Here is a 23,854-nt window from a genome sequence, read left to right on the forward strand (position 1 = left end):
AAATCCGCTTAAGGTGGTAATCTTAGGCGGATTTTTCTTTGGCTGGATTTTAGGTTTTTAGGTGAATAATATGCAAAGTCAAACCACGATTGCCGCAATTGCAACGCCACCTGGGCGTGGTGGTGTGGGCGTGATTCGCCTATCTGGACCTAAGGCTTATGAAATTGCTCAAAACCTGACACAAAAAAACTTGCCAGAAGCGCGTATGGCGGGCTTCCGTAAATTTTATGATGCTGATGGCAGTATTATGGATGAAGGGATTGTTCTATGCTTTCCCAATCCTCACTCGTTTACAGGTGAAGATGTTGTAGAGCTACAAGGTCACGGCGGTCCAGTCATCCAAAATGCCTTGCTTGGACGTCTATTTGAGCTTGGTGCAATTGCTGCAAAAGCCGGCGAATTTTCCATGCGTGCTTTTGAAAATGGCAAGATGGACTTGGTACAAGCGGAAGCGATTGCCGACTTGATTGATGCGACTTCGCAAGCTGCGGCACGCTCTGCGGTTCGCTCTTTACAAGGCGCATTTTCAACAAAAATTAATACCGTTTTAGAAAAACTGATTCATTTACGCTTGCATGTTGAAGCAGCAATTGATTTTCCTGAAGAAGAAATCGATTTCTTGGCAGATGGCAAAATTTTAGCTTTACTTGAAGATGTTCAGCAGTCGGTACATGCCGTTCAAACCTCTGCACGACAAGGGCAATTACTCCGTGAAGGTTTGCAAGTCGTTATTGCGGGTAAACCAAATGCGGGTAAGTCGAGTTTGTTAAATGCACTTGCTGGTGTTGAGCGTGCAATTGTGACCGATATTGCAGGTACAACTCGAGATGTTTTACATGAAAAAATTAGCTTAAATGGTTTACCAATCACCTTAACAGATACTGCGGGTCTTCGTGAAACAGGTGACATCGTTGAAAAAGAAGGGATTCGTCGTGCAATCAAAGAAATTGAACAAGCTGATTTGTTATTGCTGGTTTATGATTTAAACCAAGGTGATGACCCATTAAAACTCGCTCAAGAGTATTTTGCGGAACATATTGAACCGCGTCGTTTAATGTTAATTGGTAATAAATGCGATTTAACTGGTCAATTAGCTGAAATAAGTGATTTTCAAGGTTTCCGTCATATAACCGTTTCTGCAAAACAAGAAATGGGCGTACAAGGCCTCGTAGACGCGATTACAGCGCATGCAGGCTTCCATCCTGAGGAAGACACCTTTATTGCAAGAACACGTCATTTAGACGCAATGAAGCGCACGCAGCTCTATCTTTCAGAAGCACGTGAGCAACTTGTTGTGTTTAACGCAGGTGAACTGGTTGCTGAGTCACTACGTCTTGCCCAAAATGCTTTAGGTGAAATTACTGGTGACTTTAGTGCCGATGACTTATTAGGCAAGATTTTTGGTTCATTCTGTATTGGAAAATAATTACAAAATTCTGAATGATGCACATGGCTGTGTCATTCAGTCACCTCGTTAACCGTATCTTTTTAGAACCTTTAAAAACTCATCTAGCTCATTCTGATCAACTTGTGCGTCTTTGAGCACGTGGTGATGTAAATGCTGTTCCATTAATTCACTCATCAAACCGTTTATTGCCCCTTTAATTGCAGCAACTTGTTGTAGTATTTCTATACATGAAATATCTGGCTGTTCAACAGCATGCTCAATGCTGTTGATTTGTCCTTTTAGTCGTTTTACACGATTAACTATTTTTTTATCCTGACCAATGTGACTCATCTGTGTTCTCTTGTATAATTCAATATACTGGTAGGGAGTATATTGGGTTTAAATATTATGCAGGATCATAGTGTATCACGTCATCATCAACATCAGTTTGATGAAGGAAATCCACTTGCACAAAAACGTATTTTGATTGCAACGATTTTAACGGCATCCATGATGGTGTTAGAAATATTCGGTGGGTGGTTTTTCAATTCAATGGCACTACTGGCTGATGGTTGGCATATGAGTTCCCATATGTTGGCTCTCGGTTTAGCTTATTTTGCCTATCGCGCGGCTCGTCATTACTCCAAAGATCATCGGTTTAGTTTCGGAACGTGGAAAATCGAGATTTTAGCGGGTTATAGCAGTGCAATTTTGTTGATGGTTGTCGCCATTTTTATGGCGTTTCAGTCGATACAACGTTTATTTAGTCCAGTTGAAATTTTTTATAATGAAGCGATTCCGATTGCAATTTTAGGTTTGGTCATTAACTTGATTTGCGCATGGTTACTTCACGATGATGGGCACCATCACCATCACCATCACCATCACCATCACCATCACCATCACCATCACGAGCATGACCATGGGCATCATCACCACGATTTAAACCAAAAAGCTGCATTTTTACATGTAGTTGCAGATGCAGTAACTTCTGTTTTTGCAATTATTGCGCTTTTCGCAGGTAAGTATTTCGGATGGGATTTTTTAGATGCACTTTTAGGAATTTTAGGTGCTATTTTGGTTGCAAAATGGTCTCTGGGATTAATGAAAGAGACAGGAAAAACCCTTTTAGATGCAGAAATGGATCATCCGGTAGTTGAAGAGATCCGTGAAGTCATTGCTGAGTTTCCTAAATATATTGAAATTACGGATATTCATGTCTGGAAAGTCGCGAAAGGTAAGTTTTCTTGTATTTTGGCACTCGAAACTGATGATATTTCTTTAACCGCAGATCAGATACGTCATGCTTTGTCCATTCATGATGAAATCGTGCATATATCTGTAGAAATTAATACTCTAAAACCTATTTATGTTCCACGTGAAACATTGGCATAAATGAGTGGAAGTTTGGTTATAACTCGGTAATCAGTTCTGTTTTAAAAAGCTGAACTGATTAAAATGATCTCCTCTCCTACCTATGAGTCAGTTTTATGCTTAAAAAATTAGGAATATTGGCGTTATTTAGCCTAACTACAAGTGTGAGTTTCGCTAATGTAGATACTGTTAGGGAAAATATTAAAAAACAATATCCTAATTTGAAAATTAGCAATATTCAGAAAACTGAAATGCCTGGGCTATATAGCGCTAATCTTGATCAGCAAATCATTTATGTTGGTGAAGATGGGCAACATATGTTTGTAGGCTCTATGATTCGGTTAAAAGACCAGAAGAACTTAACCAAAGATCTAGTTTTAGGACAGAACTCAATTGATTGGAAACAACTGCCTTTAAAAGATGCGATTAAAACAGTCAAAGGTAATGGCCAGCATGTTTTAGCAGTATTTTCTGATCCAAATTGTCCTTATTGTAAGCAGCTTGAACCTGAACTCGATAAGCTTAAAGATGTGACTATTTATACGTTCATCTATCCTTTAAAACCTCAGTCTATTGTGGTTTCTAGACAAGTTTGGTGTGCACCAAATCAATCTTACTCATGGAAAAAACTGATTCAGCAAGGTGTTAAACCAATAGTTACGAGCTGTGCAAACCCAATTGACCGTAATTTGGAATTAGGAAAAAAACTCGGCTTTAACGGCACTCCTACTTTAATTTTTGCAAATGGTTTCAAACTGGTTGGCGCACGCTCTGCTGAAGAAATTCAGGCCGTATGGAAAGAGTTAGGTCTTTAAAATAAATTAAAAAAAGCACCATAAGGTGCTTTTTTTATAAATGAATTAAAGTTTAGCTTTTTCGTGCAATCAAGTTGTAGATAAAAAGAATAACGATGGCACCAATCACGGATGCGATAAAGCCTGCAGCTGAGTTTTCGCCGTAAAGTCCAAGTAAACGACCACCATAAGTAGCTAGAAGTGAACCTGCAATACCAATCAAGGTCGTTACGATGAAACCTGCTTTATCATCCCCAGGATGCAAAGCACGAGCGATTAAGCCAGCAAAGAAACCAACTACAATAGCAACAATAAGTGACCACATATTTGTTCTCCAGTTGTTTTTTTGATGAAGTTAATGATTTTGCTTCATATTCTATCGTGCGGTAGAGCTGTCTATTTTGTCTGTAGCAGATTGCGACTTTTTGTGTCTTTTTTGTTCAAAGCTAAGGCTTTATATAAAAAAATAGCACCTTGCGGTGCTATTTCTCTGAAATTTATAAACCAATTTCACCAATAAATGGCAAGTGGCGATATTTCTGGTCGTAGTCTAAGCCGTAACCCACAATGAATCTGTCTTCAACTTCAAAACCTAAAAATTTCACTTCAAGATCAATTTCACGGCGAGATGGTTTACTCACTAATGTGCAGAGTTGAATTGAATTTGGCTCGCGAGTTTGCAACATTTCAACGACTTTGCTTAAGGTATTGCCTGAGTCGATAATGTCTTCAACAACCAATACATCTTTACCGCGAATTTCACCGTCAAGATCTTTTAAGATTTTGACATCTCGACTTGAAGTCGTACCGCCGCCGTAGCTAGACACTGTCATGAAGTCGAGTTCATGCGGTTTAGTAATTGTACGGCACAAGTCTGCCATGAAAATAACAGAACCACGAAGTAGTCCAATAAGAACTAATTCTTTATCACTATTTGCATAGTGAGCGTTAATTTGCTCGCCGAGCTCTTTGACTTTTGCTTGAATTTCTTCGGTTGAAATCATGATGCTCATTGCAACAGTCATGGCAGATTCCTACAAGATATAAAAGAAAAATAAAAAAGGTGTTGACCTGCAACACCTCGAAAATCTGAGTTAATGGTAAAATTTTAAAGCAAAATGACGTTTCATGCACCCTTTGATGGCTGTGAAATTTTATCATTTTGCGGATTATGTCGATCACGCTTTAATGCAAGAGCACATATTCCAAATAATAACAAAAACTTAACAATGCCTTTTTTATTTGGCTGTTTCTTTTTGATAAGCACGGTTTCCATAAATATAAGTCGCCTCAATATTACGGTCATCACCTAAAGTGAATAATGCAAACAGTGAATCTTCAACAGATTTGGATTTAGACTGGCGAAGTTCCTGTAATGCTGTTGGCTTGAGATTCAGTACCACAAAGTCTGCTTCTTTACCGACGTTGAAGTTGCCTAACTGATCTTGCAAATCAAGCGCTTTTGCTCCGCCTAGGGTTGCATGATAAAGCGCTTCATAAGCTGAAAGTTTATCACCTTGTAACTGCTGAACCTTATAAGCCTCGTTAACGGTTTGCAGTAAACTAAATGATGTACCAGCACCGATATCTGTACCCAAGCCCACTTTCACTTGTTTTTCCCATGTTTTTTTCAATGGGAATAAACCACTGCCTAAGAACAGGTTTGATGTTGGACAAAATGCGATAGCCGATTGCGTATCATGCATACATTGCCATTCTTGATCTTCTAAGTGAACGCAATGCGCAAATACAGAACGTTTACCAGTCAAGCCATAATGTTGATAAACATCTAAATAACCAGCTTGTTCTGGAAATAAAGATTTCACCCAAGCGATTTCATCTTTGTTTTCACTTAAATGGGTATGGACATACACATCTGGAAATTCTTGTTTTAACTGCCCTGCTCTTTCTAGCTGTTCAGGTGTAGACGTTGGTGCAAAACGTGGAGTAATCGCATAGAGCGCACGGCCTTTACCATGCCATTTTTCAATGAGTGCTTTGGTGTCGCTGTAAGCCGTTTCTGGCGTGTCACAAAGCGCTTCAGGGGCATTGCGGTCCATGAGTACCTTACCAGCAATTAAACGCATCTGAACGTGTTCTGCGGCTTCAAATAAGGCATCAACAGACTCGGGGTGAACTGTACAGAAAACCAGTGCTGTGGTTGTACCGTGTTTCAGTAGTTCTTGAACAAAGAACTGGGCAATTTCACTTGCATATGCTTTGTCCTGAAATTGGATTTCAGTTGGGAAAGTATAAGTATTGAGCCAGCTTAAAAGTTGTTCGCCGTATGCTCCAACCATTTCGGTTTGCGGGAAATGAATATGGGTATCAATAAAGCCAGGTACAATCAATTGTTCTGGATAATGTTGAATCTCAACCCCAGCAGGTAGATACGCCTGAGCGTCTTCCCATGCACCAAACCATTTGATTTTTCCATGTTCACTAACCAATACACCATCTTCCAAATAACGCACTTGATTTGGAATATCAGTTGGCTCAGAGACGGTTTGCTGGATATCTAAAAAACGACCACGCACAACGGTGGTATTTGCGATCAATGACATGGAAAGCCTTTATATTTTCACTTTTTTCGATTGATTGTACCCCAGTTAGCCAATATTTAAACGGTATAACGTTTACTTAGTCCCCATTCAGCCAAAATCCGTCGATAAGTTGTTGATGAACGGTCTGCTTCAAAATGTGCTTCCATCATTAAATCAAGCGGCAGTTCTTCTGGCTTTTGTGATTCGACCATATCTTGGTCTTCGGCAAAAATTTGGGCATTAAATGCATATACCTTTTCTAAATCACCTGTCTGATCAAAGTTACGGGTGAGTGGAACAAATAAACGGGTTTTATTGCTTGAAATAGGACAGCACGCATTCAAGATTTTTAAGACCCCACCTTCTGGAAAATCGACTGTAAGGACGGCTGAAAAAGGTGGATAGACATCAAAGGTGCGCTTCCACAAAAAGCCTTCTGGCTCGAGATGTTTTAGTTCATGTGGATAATTACTGACATTACTGATATAGACCGTTTTTAAGCCATAGTCGGTACGTTCAGTGTGATATTTAGGGACGATGGGATTATCGCGATTCGCAAAGGCATTGTGATGTACCCACGCAAAATGAGCGACATCAATAAACCCTTCAAGTTGACGTCCACTAGAACCACCAATATCGACGAAAGGCGGTAAAATCGCTTGATGCTCTGCGTGGTCCCAAGTATCTAATATAGGAATATTGGCTTTAGCAATATCACGACCATGAATACTGGTCCAAATGAGACCATATCTTTGTACAACTGGAAATTTGGTTAGAGAAAAACGATCAGAAATTTTAGTTAGTTCGGGCTGAGCTGGTATTTGGGTACATTTCCCTTCGGTGTTATAGCGTAGACCATGATAAGGACAGACAATCTCCTCACCATCCACCCAACCTTTGGTTAATGGCACCCCACGATGTGGGCAAATATCTCGAACCAGATGAATTTCCCCACTTTCTGTTTTATATAACGCCATATTGACGTCTAGTAGCGTGACTCGTTGAGGTGCAGTAGAGACATCTTGAGTACGTGCGACGGGATACCAGTGAGTAGATAAAATTTCCCAATCTTTTGCTTCAAAACTGCTGTTACACGGCATGGCAAGGGGCGTTAAAGTTGGAATCGCATTCATGGCATCACTCCTTAAAAAAATCAGGGCTCTCACGAGCCCTTAAAATCTAGGCTTTTTTCTTTTTAGGAGATGCAAAGAGCTTGCCAATATTGATTTTTAATTGAAGAAATAAGAATAAAATTATTAAATTACATAATATTAAGTAATTATATTTTTGAATTTTTGTTCTAATTTGGCTTTAAAAATAAATATTCATTATCGCTATATACGTAAAATGCACTGATTGACCGCGTGGAAGGCACAATAAAAAGGCACCTAAACAGTGCTTTTTAAAATACCTCTAGGCATTTATTACTCGACAAAATAATGTGCTGCAAAGTGAGCATCATTACCAATAATGTCATAGCAATCTTCACGAATAGACATGCCTGAACATTGATGTCCAACCATCCATAAACCGAGTGTAGGTAGTTGCCCTGAAAATAATGGGGTATCTACCCATTTCTGTACGACATAACCATATTTGTCATAGTCATCAAAATAAAAGCTACCAGAAGCTGCACCTTGGTCATGGCCGTCTTGTAAAACTCGAATATTGGCCCCTTCTCTTGCCAAAATCGGCTTTTTCACCCATTTGCCAGACAAAGCTTGTTGCGGGTCATAGGTATGGGTTTCGACCAATAATGGATGATTGGGATAACACTTCCAAAGCTCAACCAGAATCGCTTTATTTGAAAGTAACATTTTCCAGCAGGGTTCAATCCACTGTGTTTGTGGGTGGATATATTGAGAAAATGCTTCTTCCCAGATCCATTCCCAAGGGTAGAGCTTAAATATGTTTTGAATAGGCTGATTATGGAGATCAACAAAATCTTGCCCGTTCCAGCCTATGTTCTCCATAGAAAGCTCGGAAACTTGTAGATGAGCTTGATAAGCGGTATCCATTAAGTACTCTAAATTACCCCAGTCTTCCCTTCCAGCCTCCTGACAAGCAGCAAAATGCACATGGCTACCACGCGGTAAAATTGTTTTCCAGCGTTTAATCAGGTCTTCATGAATACTATTGAATTGATCTCGGTTTGCAATGCCTGAGACTTGTTCTATCCACAGCCACTGCGCGACAGAGGCTTCGAGTAAGCCAGTCGGCGTGTCGGCGTTATATTCCAGCATTTTGATATTTCGCCCATCGTAAGCGAAATCAAAGCGGCCATACAGCATAGGGGCATTTTGTTTCCATGAATGTTCAATATGGTTTATGGCAACTTCAGGAATTTGAAAACAAGCAGGATAGTTTCCCCGTTGAATGAGGTCTCCTACTGCTGCTAAACACATCTGATGCAGTTCATTTGCCGCATCTTCAAGTTGTTCAATCTGTTTAAGGGTAAACTCATAAGCAACTCCTTCAGACCAGTAAATTGAGCCATCAAGAGAAGGTAAATTAAAATAATCAAAACCAATATTTTGATGCTCCACTTGCCAGTCTGGTCGTGGAGTAAATATTTTTCTTTTCATATTAAGTGAATGCCTAAAGACTTAGCCGCCGAAAGAAAAACCGCTACGGCCAAAACCACCACGAATTGGGGATGAAAAAGACGAACTTTTTGCTGTGCTTGAAATAATTGGTCGGCCTACACTCAAATTGCTGTAAGGATGTAAGGTATTGCCGTGGTAAGAAACTTCCCGATTATTTCGATAATACGCAGGACCTAAATAGCGACTACCAACATAACTAGACCCATGTCCACTTGAACTATTTTCTTCTTCACAGGTTTGGGTATTCCAGTCGCGAGCACAGTCATATTGGTTGTTATATACGTCTTGTACTAAAGGACTATCATTATGGCTACATGCCGTGAGTAATAGAGGGACCACGACAAGATTAATTTTTTTAGAACGCATGAGACTCCACACATTTTAATAAGTATGTTCGGCATAAAATACCGAATAGCTATTATCTATTATGTTTCTGATTAGGAAAGATAAATTTTAAGTTGGCATATAATATTAATCTGTTTTTTTAAAGTACAGTCTATTTTGAAAATTTAGATAACAAGGCATCTCACGTGTAGATGCCTTGTTGTGATGAATTAAGACTGCAATTGCTTTTTGTTGTGTCGTAGAGAAAGGTAAGCAGTGATTGCTAACACTATTACGATAAAGCTTAACGAGATCCAGATTGGCATGTGGAATACATCAAGCAACAACATTTTCGCACCAATGAACAATAAGATGATGCCTAAGCCGTATGGTAAGTAATGCAATTTAGTCGCAGCGCCAGCAAGCAAAAAGAACATTGCGCGTAAACCTAAAATTGCCATTAAGTTCGCTGTTAAAACAATAAACGGGTCGCTAGTTACCGCGAAAATAGCAGGAATAGAATCTACTGCGAAAATCACGTCTGAAGCTTCAACCAAAATCAAAACTAGAAATAACGGCGTTGCCCACAATAAACCGTTTTGACGTACAAAGAATTTGTCACCTTCAAGCTGTGGTGTAATACGCATATGGTTACGTAACCACTTTAAGAGCTTGATATCTTCAATATTGGTTTCTTCATCTTGGCCTTTTAAGAACTTAAAGCCTGTATATACCAAGAACGCACCGAAGATATAAAGTACCCAAGAAAACTCTTGAACGAACCATGCACCAATAAAAATAAAGAGGGTACGCAGTACGATGGCACCTAATACGCCGTAGAGCAAAATTTTACGTTGTAGTGCAGCTGGAATAGCAAACGCTGCGAAAATCATTAACCAGACGAAAACGTTGTCAATTGCGAGGGATTTTTCGAGTAAGTAACCTGCAAAGTATTCCATTGTTTTTTGGTTGGCTAAGGTCACCCCAACTGTTTGTTGTAGGTAAAGCCATAAACCACCACCAAATAAAGCTGCGACGCTTACCCACGCTACACTCCAGTAAGCAGCTTGCTTGATTGAGACATCCTGACCTTGCTTTTGTTTAAAGCCTAAAAAGTCAATCAGGAGCATCACAATGACTATGCCAAAGAATGCTATGTACAGCCATAAATTGCCGATCGATTCCATAAATCCTCCATACATCCGGCAATTGGGCATAAAAAAACCTCGACCAGTTGCCAGATGAATTAAACATCTGTATCAACATGATCAAGGTCTTGCCTACACCATGAATTTCACGATGCTCAGATACCGACTTTTTAATAAAAGCGTATTGACGATATCTGACACATAACATTGCTGTTATGTTTGGAGGAGGCTACTCCCCTTGTCAAACTAAATTCTTTTTTGGATAAAACATATCCAAGTCCACATAGAATGGCAGATTTTTTTGTATTACGCAACTGAACTTAATGTCGTGGTTTGAATGCAAAAAAGATCTATAGGTTATTTAATCAAACCGCGGTCTAAAAGTGGTTTGCATATAATTTGATAAAGGTGAATACAGAATGCCGTCAAACTTGTACCGTAAGCATTCCAGAAGTAATAACCTGCTGTATTGACTAGTAGTGCGACAATAAAAGCCCCTAACATGTCTAAAGGGAAATGCACACCTAAATAAATACGTGACCACGCCACTACAAATGATAAAAATAAAAGGATAACTCCAATTATTTTGCGCTGAGCAAACAAATAAGATAAAGCAATGGTGCTAAAAATCAGCATATGATTACTTGGAAAAGATGCTGTTGGCGCATGTTCAATAAACGTAGTACCCACACCCATGACAAACGGTCTTGAGTGATGGTAAAACAGAGAAATAACGTAACCGACTAAAAGTGATACGCAGGTTAAAAAGACAGATTTAATGACCCTATTTTTTAAATCTTGATCGCCATAAAACCATAAAAATGTAAGGATGAATAAGAGAATATAGAGGAGATCATTAGCAAAAAAGATAGCAAGACGAATGATAAATTGACTCGCATCCTGAGCCCCATTAATCATATGGAATAAGCTAAGGTTGAGTGTTTCTAAAGACATTCATATTCCAAACAAGAACAAAAACGTGAGCTATGATAAAGAATTAAGCTTAAGGTCTTGATAAAGAATTGTCACAAAAATGAAATATAGTTTGTTTGTGAGTAAAGATTAAACAGCAGGTCTAGATAATTTTTAATGCGTGTTCTGGACGTTAATATTAAAGTGTTAACGTGTTGGCACTTTATTCGAGAACGTTATTTTATGACTACTCAAGAAAAACAGAAAAAATTAAGCTTGAGGCCCCTATCCCCAAGAGATCCTGATCAGCAGCATAGAGCAGCGACTCCACTCGAATTATTGTTCGATTTAATTTTTGTGGTGGCGATTGCAACAGCGGGTCAGCAGTTACATCATGCAATTATTGAAAATCACCTCTGGCATGCATTACCAAGCTACTTGATGGTATTTTTTGCGCTGTGGTGGGCATGGATGAATTTTTCATGGTTTGCTTCTGCTTACGATAACGATGATGCATTGTATCGATGCCTTACCTTTGTACAGATTGTAGGGTCATTGGTGATGGCGGCGGGGATCCCTGATGTATTTCGTAGTCAGGATTTTGATGTAATCATTATCGGTTATGTGATCATGCGCATGGCCTTGGTGACTCAGTGGCTCAGAGCAGCAAAACATGATCCTGAAAGGCGTGTTACGGCTTATCGCTATGCAATAGGTATAGTCTTAGTACAAATTGGCTGGCTTGTGGCTAACTTTGCTCATGTACTTTCAATACCTCTATTTTTATTTCTGGTTGTCGTGGAATTATTTGTTCCAATTTATGCAGAAAAATATTCTCCAACGCCGTGGCATCCTCATCATATTGTAGAACGTTATGCCCTACTCACAATTATTGTGTTGGGTGAGTCGATTGTCGGTAGTTTTAATGCCATACGTGATGCTTTAGCCGCTCAGTCAATGAATATCCCTGCTATTTTCTTAATGGTCGGTGGATTGATGTTAATGTTTGCGATGTGGTGGGCTTATTTTGACCGTAGCGAACAACACCATCATGTAAAAGGTGTACGCCCATTTGTTTGGGGATATGGTCATTATTTTGTTTTTGTCAGTATTGCTGCGGTAGGTGCTGCGCTTGCTGCTGCCGTGGATGTTACAACCCATCATGCGCATATTTCTGATTTATATATGGGAATAGTTGTTGCGGTGAGTGTAGTGCTTTATACCACCTGTATTTGGGTACTTTATGAGTTCCAATGCTTATCTGGAATCACGAAATGGTTTTACCCAATCACAGCGCTCATTATTTTATGTATTCCCTTTATTTGTAATAACGTGGGATATAGCGTTTTTGCGATGGGCATTGTCTATAGTTTACGTTTAATGGTTTCTAATAAATTTATGGCCAATATAGAGCCAGAAAAGCTTTAAAAGTCACTGATAAAAAAAATGGGTTTCAATTTGAAACCCATTTTTTATTGAATCATCTAAAGCGAAATTTAAGCAGCTTTTGCTTTTAATGCGCTCATTAATTTTTGATGTAAGCCACCGAAGCCACCATTAGACATAATCACAACGGCATCGCCCTCACCTGCTTCATTGACAATACGCTCAATAATTTCATCAAGTGAACGGCTCACTTGAGCATGGTTAGAAGCAGCTTCAATCACAGGTTGTAAATCCCAATCTAAGCCTTCTGGCTGATACCAGATCACTTCGTCTGCTAAGCGTGCTGAATGTGCCAAGCCATCTTTGTGACTGCCCATACGCATCGTGTTTGAACGTGGTTCAATAATGGCCCATAAACGGCGTTCACCTAAGCGTTTGCGTGCGCCATCTAAAGTTGTGTCAATTGCTGTTGGATGGTGCGCGAAGTCGTCATAAACCTCAATGCCATTGACTGTGCCGAGTAACTCCATACGACGTTTCACACCGCCAAAGTTAGATAAAGCTTCACAAGCCGTTTCAAGCGTAACACCCACATGCTGAGCGGCTGCAATGGTTGCCAAAGCATTCGCCACACTATGTTGCCCTGTCATGCTCCATTTCACTTCGCCAACGACATTGCCATTTTCGAGTACTTTAAAATGGCTGCCATCAATTGAAATGAGTTCGGCAGAGAGAGCAGCTTTTTCATTCGCTTCTAGACTTGTACGAATCACTGGTGTCCAGCAACCCATTTCAAGCACTTCATCAATATGCGTTTCAGTAATTGGCGCAATAATACGGCCTTCACTTGGAATGGTACGCACAAGATGATGGAACTGTTTTTGAATTGCTGCTAGGTCATCAAAAATATCGGCATGGTCAAATTCAAGGTTATTTAAAATCGCCGTTTTTGGGTGATAGTGAACAAACTTAGAACGTTTATCAAAGAAAGCAGAGTCATATTCATCGGCTTCAACACAGAAGTATTTACCACCGCCTAAACGAGCACTTTCACTAAAACCAAGTGGAACACCACCAATTAAAAAGCCCGGATTTAAACCAGCTTGATCAAGTACCCAAGCCAACATGGTCGTAGTTGTTGTTTTCCCGTGAGTACCTGCTACACCAAGTACATGTTTACCTTGTAAAACATGATCGGCAAGGAATTGTGGACCAGAAATATATGGTAGGCCTTCGTTCAGCATATATTCGACTGCATCAATACCACGTTTCATGGCATTGCCGACAATAACCAAGTCCGGATGAGGCTGTAAATGACTACGGTCATAGCCTTGCATGAGTGTAATGCCTGCATTTTCTAACTGGGTAGACATTGGTGGGTAAACGTTTAAATCGGAACCAGTTACCTTATGTCCTAAATCACGAGCCAAAAGTGCTAAAGAGCCCATAAAAGTGCCACAAATACCCAAGATATGCAGATGCATTGCTCGCCTTCTCCACTGCTTTTGTACACAACATTAAAATGAATTGCTGTGTGTGCATTATTGATAAATTTGCCAGCAACGATAGCAAGGCTAAACTCGAAAAGATAGTCAAAAATCGTTGTTGTTCTATGTGTTTGAGACCCTAATAAAACTACAGCTTTATTTTTTAGATTTAAGCTGAATTACAGTTTTATCTTTTATAATGTTTTGTATCGTTAAAATACTTAAATCATCGTGATGATGAAGGATGTGCCTTTGAGCCCAACGGTTTTAGCTTTTACGCTATTAATTATTTCTAATTGCTTTATGACACTTGCATGGTATGGGCATCTTAAATTTTTGCACCACGCTCCACTTTGGCAAGCGATTCTATTCGGTTGGATTATTGCCTTACTTGAATACAGTTTTATGATTCCAGCCACTCGTATGTTAAGCGCGCAAGGCTGGTTACTCGGTGAAATGAAGATCACTCAGGAAGTGGTTACATTGGTCGTGTTTGTACCTTTTATGATTTTCTTGTTTAAGCAACCCTTTAAACTCGATTACTTATGGGCGATGTTATGCCTATTTGGTTGTGTTTATTTCGTATTTAGAAGCCAGTAAGCTCCTATGGCTTGTGAATTAAATGATTTATTCTATTTAATAACAAGCCATAGTTAGTAGACATAACTATTTATTTAGCTGAATACTTACATGCTTTTTTTAGAATTTTAGAAAATTGCTGATCTCTTGGCGTTGGGTCTTCATAGTCAAAAGCATAATTACTGTCTGTTGTAGTTAAACTTAAGGCGCCATCAGGCTCAAAATTAGACATGGCAAAACCATAGGTCTGATCGTCACAGTAAATGCGATATTCAGTAATTGAATATAAATTTCCTACCTCAGTTGCTCCAAGATAATAACCAGTCATCAGAACTGGTTCTCTCTCATCAGTAGCAGATGTTCCAGTAACAATAAATTTCTCTTGGACTTTACCAGTTAATGCTCCACTTTTGATTTCTCCGTTATAACCTTTTTCTTTATTTAAAGTTTTAATGGTTTTTTGAAATTCATCGATGTTTAAATTTACTAAAGCCGCGTAACCCGTTTTTGTGCAAAGTGTGAGTGTTAGGACTCCAAGAAATTTTTTCATTATTAAGCTCTTATTGATTTGATTAAGCGCGTTATATTAATAAAAATTGAGAATGTATCACTGTTAAACCATGACATTTTTCTATCAAATTAAAAATATTCACAGAGCTGGTCAGTTAAATTTTCGTGAGATGAAAAATCAGTCTATAATAATCGGCTTCCGAACCATTTAAAACTTGGCTCTCGTCGAGATTTATCTTCTTTTACTTTTGTCTCTGGAACATTAGCAATGAATGCGGCCGCAGCACAAGACGCTCAACCTCTCGTTGGAATTATTATGGGTTCTCAATCTGATTGGGCAACTCTCGAAAACACAGCCAATATGCTTAAACAGCTTGGTGTCCCATTTGAAGCGGAAGTGGTATCTGCTCATCGTACTCCAGATCGTTTATTTGAATATGCAGAAACTGCACGTGATCGCGGTATTCAAGTGATTATTGCTGGTGCAGGCGGTGCAGCGCATTTACCTGGAATGTGTGCCGCAAAAACTGATTTACCTGTTTTAGGTGTGCCAGTTAAATCATCAATTTTAAATGGCGTAGACTCTTTGCTTTCAATTGTACAAATGCCAGCAGGTATTGCAGTTGGTACTTTAGCGATTGGTCCAGCTGGTGCAACGAATGCGGCAATTATGGCTGCACAAATCTTAGGTTTAACTCGTCCTGAAATCGCAAAAAATGTTGCTGATTTCCGTGCTGCGCAAACTGATAAAGTTGCAAGCAAAAATATTCCGGGTCAGGTGTAAGAGGCTGAGATGGATAAAACTATCGGTATTTTTGGTGGTGGGCAACTGGGCCGTATGATGGCTCAAGCAGCGTTACCATTAAATATTCAATGTACTTTTTTTGAAGCAAATACAGATTGTCCAGCAGGTGTTTTAGGCCAGGTTTTTTCTAGCCAAGATAAGCAAGGTTTAAAGCAGTTTATTGAAAGTGCTGATGTTTTCAGTCTTGAATTTGAAAATACGCCAGTTGAAGATGTTGATGTTTTGACACAAACCAAAGCATTGCACCCTCCCCGTGTTGCTTTAGCAACTGCGCAAAATCGTTTGTCAGAAAAAGCATTGTTTGATGAGCTTACTATTCCTGTTGCGCCGTATCGTGCTGTAGATAGCTTAGAAAGTTTGAAAAAGGCTGTGGCTGAGCTTGGTTTACCGATCGTGCTTAAGACTGCAACTGGTGGATATGACGGCAAAGGTCAGTTCGTACTTCGTTCAGAAGACCAGATTGATACTGCTTGGGCTGAACTTGGTCCTGCAAAAAGTCTAGTTGCCGAAAGCTTTGTTAAATTCTCTCGCGAAGTTTCAATTATTGCGGTGCGTGGCCAAAATGGTGAAGTAAGAACTTGGCCATTGGCTGAAAACCATCATCATAATGGTATTTTATCGCATTCAATTGTTCCTGCACCGAATAGTGAAGCTTTGCAACCCGTTGCTCAAGACTACATTACTCGTTTGTTGAATCACCTTAACTATGTTGGTGTGCTGACTCTCGAGCTATTTGTAACAGAACAAGGTTTGTGTGCAAATGAGATGGCACCGCGTGTGCATAACTCAGGCCACTGGTCAATTGAAGGCGCGGTTTGTTCTCAGTTTGAAAACCATATTCGAGCCGTTGCAGGATTACCATTAGGCTCAACAGAAGTTATTCGCCCAACAGTTATGATCAATATTATTGGTCAACATCCTAAAACTGAGGACGTACTTGCCTTAAATGGTGCTCATCTGCATCTTTATAACAAGTCAGAACGTGCTGGCCGCAAATTAGGCCATATCACTTTAATGCCTGTGGATAGTAATGAATTGACGAATTTATGCCGTCAATTGGCAGAAATTTTGCCAGAACCACTTGCTTTAACAGCAGATATGACCCTCTAAAAGTATTTTTAATTCTCTAAAAAGCGATCTTCGGATCGCTTTTTTTATCTTTTAAATTTAAAAAATAATAGAACATACATATTTTAGGGTTGTGGATAACTTTAATTGGAACTTTTGAATTTAAAAAAGCTACTGTAATTTGAATTTAAAACCGCAAAAGGCAGCCTTGGTTGTTTTTGAATTTAAAATTAGTTATCCACAAAAGTATTTTTAAATTTAAATGAGAGAGTTGGATGTACTTTTTAAATTCAAAAATAGAAGTCTATTGGTATGGGGTTTGAATTTAAAAATTTTGGCTGATCTTTAAATTTAAAAAAATACGGATTTCTGTGGTAGTAGACTCTAGCCTGTAATAAATAATAAGGAGATATAGAATAGGGTTAAGAAATAGAAGTGTTTTTTGCTGTGCTGTGGATAAAGTTATCCACAACAAAGAGAGGTTTATAGTTTAAATTTAAAGAAGTACTTTTGAATTTAAACTTGGGTATTGGTTTTGAATTCAAAAACAATAATTTTGATCTAGAGAATTTTAAATTCAAAAATAAAGTAGAAAATTTGAATTTAAAACATGGGAAATGAATTTAAAGTAGAGATTATGAATTCAAATTTACGTTTTCTCTCTGAAATTTTGGACTCATAATGGTATGGTACTTACAAATTTAAATTTAAAAATCGAACTAGGATAATATGCGACGTTTTTCTTGTATTGTTGGCTCTGTATTTTTAGCGATGACTCAGGCTCAAGCAGAGCTCGTAATTAATGGTTCTACAATATCTAGCAGTGCTACTGTTCCAGTAGTGACGAGTGAAGATTATACGCCTAATAATAATTTCCAAAGCTGTTTGGCAAATTTACGTTCTCAAGCAATTGCTGCTGGAGTATCTGGTACAACTTATGATCGTTATACCCAAAACTTGACCCCAGATTATTCAGTTATTGATAAATTAAACTATCAACCAGAATTTTCGACACCAATTTGGGATTATCTTTCTGGTCTAGTTGATGAAGAGCGCGTTGAGCTTGGTAAACAAAAACTGGCGCAACATCGAGATGTTTTAAACCGTGCTTCTCAAACCTACGGTGTGCCGCCGGAAACAATTGTAGCAGTGTGGGGTGTTGAAAGTAATTTTGGTGATATTTCTGGAAAATATCCTTTATTACAAGCACTCGGGACTTTAAGTTGTGAAGGGCGTCGACAAAGTTATTTCCGCACTGAGTTTTTTGCCACTATGCGTATTTTACAACGTGGTGATTTAACCGAAGGCCAACTGAAAGGTTCATGGGCTGGGGCATTTGGTCATACTCAATTTATGCCATCTACTTATGAACGTTTAGCTGTTGATTTTGATGGTGATGGCCGTCGAGATTTAGTGTCGAGTACAGCTGATGCACTGGCTTCAACGGCTAATTTCTTAAATAAAGCAGGTTGGCAAACCGGAATGCCATGGGGTTTTGAAGTAAAAGTGCCTCAAGGTATGTCAATTGAGGGAGAAGGGCGACGTTCAAAGAAATCTTTAAATAGTTGGAGTGCACGAGGCGTTACTCGAATTGATGGTTCTCCACTTGTTCGAGGAGCTTTATCTGGTAATACTTCAGCGGGTTTAATGGCACCTGCAGGTGTAAATGGTCCAGTATTTTTAGTATTTAAGAATTTTGATGCTATCTATAGTTATAACGCTGCGGAAAGCTATGGACTTGCGATTGCACATTTATCTGATCGTTTAAAAGGTGCTGGCCCATTTGTTGCGTCTTGGCCAACTGATGATCCGGGAACTTCACGTGCAGAACGTCGTGAAATCCAACAGTTTTTGATTAATCGTGGCTATGATATTGGTGCAGTTGACGGTCTTATTGGAGATAAAACCCGCGTAGCTATTCGTCAGGAGCAGACTCGTTTAGGTTTAAATCCAACAGGACGGGCAGGGCAGCAAATTTTACGTGCATTCCGTCAAGAACAAGCTCAGAAAATGATGCAATAAACTAGAAATAATAAAAAGGTCTGCTCATGCAGACCTTTTTTATAGGTACTTATATAAGATGATTACTCTAATTTAACTGCTTCCAAAATATCAAAAATAACTGACGTAACATCTTGGCTTAAATCACGATCATTAAAGATTTCATACGCAGTGATCGTGACATCAGTATCACTTGGTAATTGCTTTTGCTCTTCTTCAATTAAATGTTCAATCGGTAACAGAGTCTGTTTTACTTCAAGATGGAGAATATCTTTATATTCGATATTTTCATCCTCAAGCTCGATTTCATGCTCATTGAAAAAGGGGATTAAAATAGAATGGAGGTATGGTTTAATTTCAATAATATCAAACAGTTCAATATCTCGTGTCTGTTCAATTGTGCTGATATGATCATTTACTTCAATCAGGATATGATAATAACTCATCTTGATCTCCATTCTATTTTCGTTAGCTCTTATGACCACAATAACATGACTTTGATATCAATTTCGATGTATCTACATAGAAATAGATACATCATTTTATATCAAGCTTTTAATTATTGAGGTAAAGCACTCAATAGATCGCGGTCAGCATCCGTAAGTCCAGTGATTTTTTTGTCACCATCTTTACGTACTGAGTACATCAATGCATTTGGTTGATCACTATGTTTTAAACCAAGTGCATGTCCTAACTCATGAGCAATTGTTAAGCGTAAATCATCAATAGACTTAAACTCATAAATCACAATTTGTTTGCCGTTGTAGATACCTTTTTTAAAGACATCCGCTTGAGCATTTTGCTTAAATTGGTTCAATGAATTATTAAACTCATTGTTAATCTGATTAAAATGAGTCACTTTGACATTTAAATCTTTAGCTTGCTCATTATATGCAGCAATTTCTTTCTTTAAAGCAACAGTTTGTTTTTGCAAATCTTTCTGAGTTTTAGCCAAAGATTTAGCGCTGTATTCAGGTGCTAATTTGCCTTGGTTAAGTTGCATCATTAGTTGGTCAAGATTTTTCAATTTGCCATTCAAAATCTGCTTCTTATTTTCAAGCTCAGACTGAGTTTGACCAAGGGTTTGCTTCAATTGCTTAATTTGTTGCTGTTCATCAATTACACGTTGCTGTTCTTGTTGGAACTGAGCTGCAATTTTTTGACGCTGTTCAGAACGGCTTTGACTATTATCGTAAACTAAACGAATTTCTAACTTTGCATTTGGATCATAAGTAAAATAATCCTGTCCAGTACCTTGCTTCCAAATGTCCGCAGCTTGTTGACTAATTTGAATTAATTGGTCTTGGCTTAAACCAAAACGTGGATCAATATCAGCAATTTTGTAAGTCAAATGTTGACCTGCTTTTTGCTGAATTTGAGTATGAGTTGGAGTGGCAAGATTAGCATTAGCCTGAAAATTAGAAAAAGCAAATGCTACGCCTAATAACAAAGATGTTAAACGCATAATCGAAGGGGGGAGATTTTAAAAAAAACGTATTATAAGAATATAAAATGAAAAATCAATCAAAAAACGTACAAAATAGGAAAATAAATGAGACTTTAGTCTCATTATTTTTTACCAAATGCCAAATTATTTTTTAGGAAAAATTTAATATATTGGGTTTTATTTAGTTTTTTTTAATCAGTTAACTTTAACGATTTTTCCTTAATTTGGTCTATAAATTGAACCTAATAAATCTAAATCTGAATCTGTCAATTTAAAGTTATGAATATCTTGCTCTTTTAAATAGGGATACATTAAAGATTTAGGATCAGTCGTATGTTTTAGCCCTAAAGCATGCCCAAGTTCATGAGCAAGGGTCAAGCGTAAGTCATTTAAAGAAGCATAACCGTAAATCTGAATTTGGTTTTGACTGAATAAACCTTTATGGAAGGGTTGAATACTCGTTTTCTGCTTTAGTTTGAATTGTGTTTTTAAAGCGCTTAAATCACTTTGCTCTCGATTTAGCTCTTTAATTTTTAAGTTAAGTGATTGAATTTTAAAATTTAGACTATTGGATTCATTTTGTAACTCTTCCGATTTTTGCTCTAGTTGTTTTTGCCATTCTTTTAAATTATTGGCATTAGAGTATTGATGTTCTCCTTGATTAAAGCGCGTTACATCTTGTTGATATTGTTCAAACTCAACTTTTAGACTGACCTTTTTCTTGTTTAAATCACTTGATAGTTGAGTAACTTGCTGTTTGTTTAGAACAATTTCTTCATTTTTAATGCGCCAAGCTTCCTGCTTTTGTAAAAGTGCATCCAAATTGTTTTGTTGTTCATCCTTAAGCATTTGATGATCATCATAGATTAAGTTAATTGACAATTGAGCCTGTGAATCATAAATAAAATAGGTCTTTCCAGTTTCTTTTTGCCAGATTTCAGCAGCTTGCCGACTTACCTCAACTAGTTGTTCTTTAGTAAGTTGAAACCGCGGATCAATAAAAGCAATTCGGTATTTTAAAGGCTGATGAGATGAATGAATTGGCAGATTGCTTTGAGCAAAAAGTGTTGTTTGTAAGCCCATGCATAAGCATAAGCTCAATCCCCACCATAGAAATTTTTTCATGGCAAAATAAAAAATATAAATAAATCTTATTGTTAGCTACTTAATTTAATTCGTCAAAACGATAAAAATCTCAATAGATTAGGTGAGGTTTGTGATATTGGTCGAAAAATTAAAAAAGATGTTCTCAGACTTGGCAATAATCAAATAATTAATGTAGTAAATAACAGTGGTTTTTTAACAAAAAAATATTATTTAAAATTAAATATTTAGTTTTTATCATTGATCTTTCTGACAGAAATTTTTGAATAATATTATTAAAAAACTTATTGTTACTTTTTGTAAACAATAAAAAACCGCGCCTAAGCGCGGGTTTTTATTAAAGAAACAAATTATTTTTTGTCATCTTTAACTTCAGTGAACTCAGCGTCTACAACACCATCATCTGCTTTTTGTTGACCCGCATCACCACCTTGGAATGCATTTGGATCAAAGCCTTCAGCACCACCAGCTTGTTGCGCTTGTTCATAAGCACGTTGAGTGATAGGCATCAAGATGTTTTGTAAAGCTTCAGTTTTCGCTTTGATATCTTCTACATCATTTTCTTTTGTTGCTGCTTCAAGTTCAGAAACGGCAGTGCTTACAGCTGTTTTTTCATCTTCAGTAATTTTATCACCAAGATCTTTAACAGCTTTGTTCGAGCTTGAAATTAATGCATCAGCTTCGTTACGAGCTTTTGCAAGTTCTTCAAACTTACGATCTTCTTCAGCATTCGCTTCAGCATCTTTAATCATTGCTTCGATTTCAGCATCAGACAAACCTGAGTTCGCTTTAATCTGGATCGATTGCTCTTTACCAGTGCTCTTATCTTTAGCAGATACTTTCAAGATACCATCAGCATTGATGTCGAAAGATACTTCAATTTGTGGCACACCACGTGGAGCAGGTGGAATATCGCCTAATTGGAAGTTACCCAACAATTTGTTTTGTTGAGCCATCTTACGTTCACCTTGGTAAACTGAAATGTCTACAGCAGGCTGGTTGTCAGCAGCAGTAGAGAACACTTGTGATTTCTTCGCAGGAATCGTCGTGTTTTTCTCAATGATTGGTGTTAATACACCACCCATTGTTTCAATACCTAAAGTTAATGGTGTTACGTCTAATAAAAGAACGTCAGTTTTGTCACCAGACAATACAGCACCTTGAATCGCAGCACCGATTGCAACAGCTTCGTCAGGGTTCACGTCTTTACGTGGCTCTTTGCCAAAGAATTCTTGTACTTTTTGTTGTACAAGTGGCATACGAGACTGACCACCAACCAAGATCACGTCAGAGATGTCTGAAGTCGAAAGACCAGCATCTTTAAGTGCGATTTTACAAGGCTCAATAGTGCGAGCAACTAAATCAGCAACTAAACCTTCAAGTTTCGCACGTGTTACATTGATCACTAAGTGTTTAGGACCAGTTGCATCAGCAGTGATGTATGGAAGGTTGATTTCAGTTGCATTTGATGAAGAAAGCTCGATTTTTGCTTTTTCAGCAGCTTCTTTCAAACGTTGTAACGCAAGTGGATCATTTTTCAAGTTCACACTTTGTTCTTTCTTAAATTCTTCAACTAAGAATTCAATTAAGGCATTATCAAAGTCTTCACCACCAAGGAAAGTATCACCGTTTGTTGATAACACTTCGATTTGTTGGTCGCCATCAAGGTCTGCGATTTCAATGATTGATACGTCAAAAGTACCACCACCTAAGTCGTAAACTGCAACTTTACGATCGCCTTCTTTTTTGTCCATACCGAACGCAAGTGCAGCAGCAGTTGGTTCGTTAATGATACGTTTAACGTCTAAACCAGCGATTTTACCCGCATCTTTAGTTGCTTGACGTTGAGCATCGTTAAAGTAAGCAGGAACAGTAATAACTGCTTCAGTAACTGTTTCACCTAAATAGTCTTCTGCAGTTTTCTTCATCTTTTTCAAGATTTCAGCAGAAACCTGTTGAGGCGCTAATTTTTTATCGTTTACTTCAACCCAAGCATCGCCATTGTCTGCTTTGATGATTTTATAAGGTACAAGACCGATATCTTTTTGTACCGCTTGATCTTCATAACGACGACCGATTAAACGCTTAATAGCGAATAATGTATTTTTCGGGTTAGTTACTGCCTGACGCTTAGCACTTTGACCTACTAAGATCTCGCCATCTTTATAAGCAATGATCGATGGAGTTGTACGTGCGCCTTCAGCGTTTTCGATTACTTTTACTTTATCGCCTTCAAGTACAGCAACGCATGAGTTGGTAGTACCTAAGTCAATACCAATAATTTTTGCCATGTGACGTTTTCCTCAAAAATTCTTTTGCAATGTTTTTGCTTGTTATCCGATATGAGAGTGAATCTATTTTTTTCAAGCGTTTTAGCGA

General features: G+C 38.2%; 22 protein-coding genes and 1 pseudogene. 8 read left to right on the forward strand and 15 right to left on the reverse strand.

The window, feature by feature from the left end:
* Positions 1-70 precede the first annotated feature (70 nt).
* Positions 71-1,426 carry a tRNA uridine-5-carboxymethylaminomethyl(34) synthesis GTPase MnmE gene (gene mnmE, locus B806_RS0104505; RefSeq protein WP_009392881.1) on the forward strand — a complete coding sequence of 452 codons (1,356 nt, stop codon included), beginning with the start codon at positions 71-73 and terminating at the stop codon, positions 1,424-1,426.
* Positions 1,427-1,474: 48 nt separating this feature from the next.
* Here the strand turns inward: mnmE and B806_RS0104510 are convergent, their stop codons facing one another.
* A complete protein-coding gene (locus B806_RS0104510) occupies positions 1,475-1,738 on the reverse strand; it encodes a metal/formaldehyde-sensitive transcriptional repressor (protein WP_009392876.1) in 264 nt (87 codons plus the stop codon).
* A 57-nt stretch (positions 1,739-1,795) separates the two neighbouring features.
* On the opposite strand from B806_RS0104510, the gene dmeF reads away from it, so the two are divergent.
* Together dmeF and B806_RS0104520 are read left to right on the forward strand one after the other, a co-directional pair.
* Positions 1,796-2,782, forward strand: coding sequence for a CDF family Co(II)/Ni(II) efflux transporter DmeF (gene dmeF / locus B806_RS0104515; protein WP_025466666.1), 987 nt, complete (start codon positions 1,796-1,798; stop codon positions 2,780-2,782).
* 95 nt (positions 2,783-2,877) lie between these two features.
* Positions 2,878-3,576: a DsbC family protein gene (locus B806_RS0104520; protein WP_017386219.1), complete on the forward strand. Its 699-nt coding sequence runs from the start codon at positions 2,878-2,880 to the stop codon at positions 3,574-3,576.
* Between the two features lie 52 nt (positions 3,577-3,628).
* On the opposite strand, the gene B806_RS0104525 is transcribed toward B806_RS0104520, so the two are convergent.
* The 8 genes from B806_RS0104525 to B806_RS0104565 form a co-directional block, all read right to left on the reverse strand.
* Entirely contained in the window at positions 3,629-3,880 is a 252-nt protein-coding gene (locus tag B806_RS0104525; RefSeq protein ID WP_002115476.1) for a GlsB/YeaQ/YmgE family stress response membrane protein, read from the reverse strand.
* A 172-nt stretch (positions 3,881-4,052) separates the two neighbouring features.
* On the reverse strand, positions 4,053-4,580 hold the full coding sequence (hpt, locus tag B806_RS0104530) for a hypoxanthine phosphoribosyltransferase (protein WP_002115408.1): 528 nt from the start codon (positions 4,578-4,580) through the stop codon (positions 4,053-4,055).
* Between the two features lie 213 nt (positions 4,581-4,793).
* Positions 4,794-6,119, reverse strand: coding sequence for a guanine deaminase (gene guaD / locus B806_RS0104540; protein WP_017386220.1), 1,326 nt, complete (start codon positions 6,117-6,119; stop codon positions 4,794-4,796).
* A gap of 56 nt (positions 6,120-6,175) precedes the next feature.
* Positions 6,176-7,231, reverse strand: coding sequence for an aromatic ring-hydroxylating dioxygenase subunit alpha (locus B806_RS0104545; RefSeq protein ID WP_017386221.1), 1,056 nt, complete (start codon positions 7,229-7,231; stop codon positions 6,176-6,178).
* Between the two features lie 291 nt (positions 7,232-7,522).
* Positions 7,523-8,683, reverse strand: coding sequence for a glutathionylspermidine synthase family protein (locus B806_RS0104550; RefSeq protein WP_017386222.1), 1,161 nt, complete (start codon positions 8,681-8,683; stop codon positions 7,523-7,525).
* A 21-nt stretch (positions 8,684-8,704) separates the two neighbouring features.
* Positions 8,705-9,070: a hypothetical protein gene (locus B806_RS0104555; RefSeq protein ID WP_017386223.1), complete on the reverse strand. Its 366-nt coding sequence runs from the start codon at positions 9,068-9,070 to the stop codon at positions 8,705-8,707.
* A 188-nt stretch (positions 9,071-9,258) separates the two neighbouring features.
* Positions 9,259-10,215, reverse strand: a complete 957-nt coding sequence (locus B806_RS0104560) for a TerC family protein (protein WP_017386224.1) — start codon at positions 10,213-10,215, stop codon at positions 9,259-9,261.
* A gap of 318 nt (positions 10,216-10,533) precedes the next feature.
* Entirely contained in the window at positions 10,534-11,130 is a 597-nt protein-coding gene (locus B806_RS0104565; RefSeq protein WP_017386225.1) for an undecaprenyl-diphosphatase, read from the reverse strand.
* Positions 11,131-11,265: 135 nt separating this feature from the next.
* Between B806_RS0104565 and B806_RS0104570 the strand changes: the two genes are divergently transcribed.
* Positions 11,266-12,516, forward strand: a complete 1,251-nt coding sequence (locus tag B806_RS0104570; protein ID WP_017386226.1) for a low temperature requirement protein A — start codon at positions 11,266-11,268, stop codon at positions 12,514-12,516.
* A 68-nt stretch (positions 12,517-12,584) separates the two neighbouring features.
* Here B806_RS0104570 and mpl read toward each other — a convergent pair whose 3' ends face one another.
* Positions 12,585-13,958 (reverse strand): UDP-N-acetylmuramate:L-alanyl-gamma-D-glutamyl-meso-diaminopimelate ligase, encoded by a 1,374-nt coding sequence (mpl, locus tag B806_RS0104575; RefSeq protein WP_002115499.1) that lies wholly within the window; start codon positions 13,956-13,958, stop codon positions 12,585-12,587.
* A 240-nt stretch (positions 13,959-14,198) separates the two neighbouring features.
* Here mpl and B806_RS0104580 point away from each other — a divergent pair, with 240 nt between their 5' ends.
* Positions 14,199-14,561 (forward strand): DMT family protein, encoded by a 363-nt coding sequence (locus B806_RS0104580; protein WP_075384089.1) that lies wholly within the window; start codon positions 14,199-14,201, stop codon positions 14,559-14,561.
* A 70-nt stretch (positions 14,562-14,631) separates the two neighbouring features.
* Here B806_RS0104580 and B806_RS0104585 read toward each other — a convergent pair whose 3' ends face one another.
* Positions 14,632-15,090, reverse strand: a complete 459-nt coding sequence (locus tag B806_RS0104585) for a hypothetical protein (protein WP_017386227.1) — start codon at positions 15,088-15,090, stop codon at positions 14,632-14,634.
* Positions 15,091-15,318: 228 nt separating this feature from the next.
* Here B806_RS0104585 and purE point away from each other — a divergent pair, with 228 nt between their 5' ends.
* The 3 genes from purE to B806_RS0104600 all read left to right on the forward strand — a co-directional run bounded on the left by purE (position 15,319) and on the right by B806_RS0104600 (position 18,945).
* Entirely contained in the window at positions 15,319-15,834 is a 516-nt protein-coding gene (gene purE / locus B806_RS0104590) for a 5-(carboxyamino)imidazole ribonucleotide mutase (protein WP_002115451.1), read from the forward strand.
* 9 nt (positions 15,835-15,843) lie between these two features.
* Entirely contained in the window at positions 15,844-16,965 is a 1,122-nt protein-coding gene (locus B806_RS0104595) for a 5-(carboxyamino)imidazole ribonucleotide synthase (RefSeq protein WP_017386228.1), read from the forward strand.
* A 687-nt stretch (positions 16,966-17,652) separates the two neighbouring features.
* Positions 17,653-18,945, forward strand: a complete 1,293-nt coding sequence (locus B806_RS0104600) for a lytic murein transglycosylase (protein WP_017402671.1) — start codon at positions 17,653-17,655, stop codon at positions 18,943-18,945.
* Between the two features lie 62 nt (positions 18,946-19,007).
* Here the strand turns inward: B806_RS0104600 and B806_RS0104605 are convergent, their stop codons facing one another.
* From B806_RS0104605 to dnaK, 4 genes and pseudogenes are all read right to left on the reverse strand, one after another.
* Positions 19,008-19,382, reverse strand: coding sequence for a hypothetical protein (locus B806_RS0104605; protein WP_014207668.1), 375 nt, complete (start codon positions 19,380-19,382; stop codon positions 19,008-19,010).
* Positions 19,383-19,483: 101 nt separating this feature from the next.
* Positions 19,484-20,494, reverse strand: a pseudogene (locus B806_RS0104610) (M57 family metalloprotease).
* 96 nt (positions 20,495-20,590) lie between these two features.
* The gene (locus B806_RS0104615; RefSeq protein ID WP_005072548.1) at positions 20,591-21,496 is read right to left on the reverse strand and encodes a matrixin family metalloprotease; all 906 of its coding nucleotides are present in this window, start codon (positions 21,494-21,496) and stop codon (positions 20,591-20,593) included.
* Between the two features lie 329 nt (positions 21,497-21,825).
* Positions 21,826-23,766, reverse strand: coding sequence for a molecular chaperone DnaK (dnaK, locus tag B806_RS0104620; protein WP_017386231.1), 1,941 nt, complete (start codon positions 23,764-23,766; stop codon positions 21,826-21,828).
* Positions 23,767-23,854 lie beyond the last annotated feature (88 nt).

Origin of the sequence: Acinetobacter sp. TG2027 (genome assembly GCF_000302435.1) — a bacterium.
GTDB lineage: Bacteria > Pseudomonadota > Gammaproteobacteria > Pseudomonadales > Moraxellaceae > Acinetobacter > Acinetobacter pittii.